The sequence below is a fragment of the Terriglobales bacterium genome (assembly GCA_035457425.1).
Taxonomy (GTDB): Bacteria; Acidobacteriota; Terriglobia; order Terriglobales; family Acidobacteriaceae; genus JACPNR01.
The window spans coordinates 1-4,246 of record DATIBR010000031.1 but is presented as its reverse complement, the minus strand read 5'-3'; the positions used below and the strand labels follow the sequence as shown (position 1 = coordinate 4,246).

Sequence of the window (4,246 nt, the reverse complement as noted above, 5' to 3'; positions counted from 1 at the left end):
AGCCCCGGGCTTTAGCCCGGGGGAAGGGCCCGGCGCGAAGCGCCCACCGCTCTGCCGAAGGCCGGCGCGCAGTCCCCGCCGTTGGGACGAAGCGCCAGATGCTCTTTGAAAAATCGCACAGCAGATTCCTCGCACGCGCTCCTTCGTCCGCCGCGGCGGACTCGGCTCGCGCGGCTCGGAATGACAAGATTGGGGGCTCGGGAAACCGGAAACGGGAAACGGGAAACCGGAAAACGAACCTCCGCGTCCCCTGCGCCTCCGCGTTGGATTTTCGCCGGCGCTACAGAGAGACGGCCAGAAGGCCGTCTCTACCGCTGTTTATTCCGCCGCCGGCGCAGGTCCTCGATCATCTCGCCGAGTTTCTTTTCCAGGCCCTCGGAGGTCGGCTGGTAGTAGCGGCGGCCGGCGAGCGCGTCGGGCAGGCACTGCATGTCCGCGACCTTCTCTTCCAGGTCGTGGGCGTACTGGTAGCCCTTGCCGTAGCCGACGGACTTCATGAGTCCGGTGGGGGCGTTGCGCAGGTGGAGCGGGACGGGCTGCTGCGCGGTCCGCTCGACATCTTCGAGCACCGCGCCGTAAGCCGTGTAGAGCGCGTTCGACTTGGGCGCGAGCGCGAGGTAGACGGCGGCTTCGGCGAGGGCGAGCGCGCCCTCCGGCATGCCGAGGAAGTCGATGGCGTCCTTGGCGGCGAGCGTGATGGAGAGCGCGCGCGGGTCGGCCAGCCCGACGTCCTCGACCGCCATGCGCACGATGCGGCGCGCGACGTAGAGCGGGTCCTCGCCGGCCTCGAGCATGCGGCCGAGCCAGTAGAGCGCGGCGTCGGCGTCGGAGTTGCGCACCGACTTGTGCAGCGCGGAGATGAGGTTGTAGTGCTCCTCGCCGGCCTTGTCGTACATCAGGATGCGCTTCTGGACGGCGTCCTGGACGACGGCCGGCGTGATGGCGCCGCCGTCGCCCACGGTGTTGGCGGCGACCTCGAGCACGTTGTAGGCGGCGCGCGCGTCGCCCGAGGAGTAGCTGGCGATGGTCTTCAGGACGTCGTCGGAGGCGGAGACGTTCCTCTCGCCGAGCCCGCGCTCTTTGTCCGCGAGCGCGCGGCGCAGCAGGTCGACGAGCTGCTCCTCGGTGAGCGCGTTGAGGATGTAGACGCGGGTGCGCGAGAGCAGCGCCGAGATGATCTCGAACGACGGGTTCTCGGTGGTGGCGCCGATGAGCCGGATGTTGCCCTTCTCGACGTGCGGGAGGAAGGCGTCCTGCTGCGCCTTGTTGAAGCGGTGGATCTCGTCGACGAAGACGAGGGTGCGGGTGCCGTACTGGCGGGCTTTCTCGGCCTGCGCCATCACGTCCTTGATCTCCTTGATGCCGGAGAGCACGGCGGAGAACTCGACGAACTGGGCGTGGCTGGCGCGCGCCATGATGTGCGCCAGCGTGGTCTTGCCGGTCCCGGGCGGGCCCCAGAAGATGATGGAGCCGGTGTCGTCGCGCTCGATGGCGACGCGCAGCGGCTTGCCGGGACCGAGGATGTGCTCCTGCCCGACGAACTCGTCGAGCGTCCGCGGGCGCATGCGGTCGGCCAGCGGCCGCGAGCGGTCGAGCTGGTCGTCCTGCGGAATGGGCGCGAAGAGACTCATGTTTCACCACGGAGGCACGGAGAGCACGGAGGAATACTTTTCATAAAACCCGTCGGACGATGCCTCGCTTCAGGACCGCAACATTGAAGTTGATGAGGAAGCCGACCCTGATGTCACTGAGGCGCAAATAGGTGAGAAGTTGGGCTTCGTGAACGGGCAGCAACTGCTCGACGGCTTTCAGTTCCAGGACGACTTTATCGGCGACGATGATGTCGATGCAGTAGCCGCAGTCGAGCTGCAGTCCTTTGTAGGCGACGGGCATTTGCACCTGCCGGCGGAAGGGGATATTGCGCAGGCTCAGCTCGCGGCAAAGGCACTGCTCGTACGCGGACTCAAGGAGACCGGGCCCAAGATGCTGGTGTACCTCGATGGCGGCCCCGATGATCTCTTGCGTGAGTTGCTCTTGGATAAGCATTTCTTCGTGACCTCCGTGCCTCCGTGGTTACACCGGGTTTCGCTGACGAGAGATCTCGTATAGGAGGATGGAAGTGGCGACGCCGGCGTTGAGCGACTCGACCTTGGGCGAGTGCGGGATCATGAGCGTCTCGTCGAGCTCGCGCGCGACCTCGCGCGGCAAGCCCGCGCCTTCGTTGCCGATGAACAGCGCCAGCGGCTGCCGAAGGCCGGCAGCGCTGGCGGCCGTGCCCTTGTGCGACGACGTCCCGACGATGCGCAGCCCGCGCTCGCGCAGCTGCTTTACCGCGGATGCGGCGTCGACGCGCAGCACCGGCAGGCGGAACAGCGAGCCCGCCGCCGCGCGGATGACCTTGGAGTTCAGGTGGCTCACGGTCTTCTCGGCCGTGAGCACGCCGCTCGCGCCGAAGGCTTCCGCGGAGCGCAGGATGGTGCCGAGATTCCCGGGATCCTGCAGCCCGGCGGCGACGACGACCAGAGCCGGCTCGCTCTGGAACAGGTCGTCGAAGCTCCAGTCCTTGAGCTTGACCAGCGCCGCGACGCCCTGCGGCGTCTCGGTCGCGACCGCGCTCTGGAAGACCGCGTCGGGAAGCAGCAGGGCTTCGGCGTGGCTGGAGATCTGCGGCAGCAGCTTCGCGATGCGCGGCTCGGCGGACTCGGCGAAGAACACCGCCTTGAAGCGCAGGCCGCTGCGGATGGCCTCCTCGATGACGCGCACGCTCTCGATGGCGGTGAAGCCGTCGTCGGTGAGCTCGCCCCTGGAGAAGGCGCGGCGGAGCGCCTGCACCTGCGCGTTGGAGCTGCTGGCGATCTTCCGGAGGCGGCTGCGGTCGGCGGTCGGCATGGTCCCTTTGATTCTAGCGTCCCACCCGAAGAAAATCGGCTCGGGCGGGGGCACCCACATCGGGATGCGGCTTGTGGCGCCGGAAAGTGATATGTTACGTTTCGCGTTTCGGAGGGCCAGCGATGGGAGCGATGCCGAACGCCGCGCCGCGAGGCAAAGGATTGCCAGCCGAGATCATCAAGATCAACCCCAACCAGCCGGAGCCGCGGCTGGTCAGCTACGTGGCCGAGCGGATCCGCGCGGGCCAGGTCGCGGGCATGCCGACCGACACCTTCTACGGCCTGGCCGCCGATCCGCTGAACCTGCGCGCGGTCGACACCATCTACGACGTGAAGACGCGGTCGCGCCACAAGCCGCTCTCGCTGCTGATCGAGAGCGTGGACCAGGCGGAAGAGCTGGCGCGTCCGCAGACGGAGATCTTCTACCTGCTGGCGCGGAAGTTCTGGCCCGGGCCGCTGACGCTGATCGTGAAGGCGTCGCGGCGGTTGCCGCTGAAGGTCACGGCGAACACCGGGAACGTGGCGCTGCGCGTGCCGGCGGCGGAGATCCCGCTCGCCGTCATCCGCGCCGCGGGCGTGCCGATCACCGCGACCTCGGCGAACATCTCGGGCGAGAAGGAATGCACGACGGCGAAGGGCGTGCAGGAGCAGCTCGGGAACCGCATCCCCATCATCGTCGACGGCGGCGTGTCGCCGCGCTCGGTCGCCTCGACCATCGTGAATCTGACCGATCCTGACGGACGCTGGGAGGTGCAGCGCGAAGGCGCCATCACGCGCCAGGAGCTCGAGCAGATCCTCGGCAAAGAGTAACGAGGGAGTTTGTCCGCCGCGAAGGATCCTTCCAGGAGAAGCGTCGCGCGCCGGCTGGTCTGGCTGGCGCTGTTCGCGTGCCTGGCTTACGCCGGCGTCGTGTACGCGCGCATCGTGCGGCAGTCGCGCACGGACGAAGCGCGTCCCGCGGCGGCCATCGTCGTGTTCGGCGCCGCGCAGTATTCCGGGAAACCGTCGCCGGTGTTCAGGGCGCGGCTCGACCACGGCTACGACCTGTTCCAGCGCGGGCTGGCGCCGGTCATCATCACGACCGGCGGGCAAGGCGGCGACCCGAAGTACACCGAAGGCGGCGTGGGGCACGACTACCTGCTGGCGCGCGGCGTGCCCGACCACAGCCTGATCGCCGAGACGCAGAGCGACGACACCAGCGAATCGGTCGGCCGCGTGGCGGCCATCCTGAAGCGCAACGGGATGAAGGACTGCGTCGCGGTCAGCGACCCGTACCACCTGTTCCGCATCCGGCAGATGCTGGAGCGCGAAGGCGTGACGGTGTATCCGTCACCGCGGCCGCAGGCGAAGCCGCTGGG

At 68.0% G+C, this 4,246-nt stretch carries 5 protein-coding genes; 2 read left to right on the top strand and 3 right to left on the bottom strand.

The annotated features are described in order from the left end of the window. Positions 1-308 precede the first annotated feature (308 nt). The 3 genes from VLA96_02805 to VLA96_02795 are packed head-to-tail and all read right to left on the bottom strand — an operon-like array spanning position 309 to position 2,889. The gene (locus VLA96_02805; protein HSE48117.1) at positions 309-1,631 is read right to left on the bottom strand and encodes a replication-associated recombination protein A; all 1,323 of its coding nucleotides are present in this window, start codon (positions 1,629-1,631) and stop codon (positions 309-311) included. Positions 1,632-1,671: 40 nt separating this feature from the next. Further along, complete coding sequence (locus VLA96_02800; GenBank protein ID HSE48116.1) at positions 1,672-2,046, bottom strand: GxxExxY protein; 375 nt, start codon at positions 2,044-2,046, stop codon at positions 1,672-1,674. A gap of 27 nt (positions 2,047-2,073) precedes the next feature. Further along, positions 2,074-2,889, bottom strand: coding sequence for an RNA methyltransferase (locus VLA96_02795; GenBank protein HSE48115.1), 816 nt, complete (start codon positions 2,887-2,889; stop codon positions 2,074-2,076). Between the two features lie 122 nt (positions 2,890-3,011). On the opposite strand from VLA96_02795, the gene VLA96_02790 reads away from it, so the two are divergent. Together VLA96_02790 and VLA96_02785 are read left to right on the top strand one after the other, a co-directional pair. Continuing rightward, positions 3,012-3,698, top strand: a complete 687-nt coding sequence (locus tag VLA96_02790; protein ID HSE48114.1) for an L-threonylcarbamoyladenylate synthase — start codon at positions 3,012-3,014, stop codon at positions 3,696-3,698. Positions 3,699-3,707: 9 nt separating this feature from the next. Beyond that, positions 3,708-4,246 (top strand): YdcF family protein (locus tag VLA96_02785; protein HSE48113.1); only part of this gene is annotated, 539 nt, incomplete at its 3' end.

Bases quoted from the DNA above. Each gene is read 5' to 3' on its own strand.
- VLA96_02805 (HSE48117.1), bottom strand. From the start codon at position 1,631: ATGAGTCTCTTCGCGCCCATTCCGCAGGACGACCAGCTCGACCGCTCG.
- VLA96_02800 (HSE48116.1), bottom strand. From the start codon at position 2,046: ATGCTTATCCAAGAGCAACTCACGCAAGAGATCATCGGGGCCGCCATC.
- VLA96_02790 (HSE48114.1), top strand. From the start codon at position 3,012: ATGGGAGCGATGCCGAACGCCGCGCCGCGAGGCAAAGGATTGCCAGCC.
- VLA96_02795 (HSE48115.1), bottom strand. From the start codon at position 2,889: ATGCCGACCGCCGACCGCAGCCGCCTCCGGAAGATCGCCAGCAGCTCC.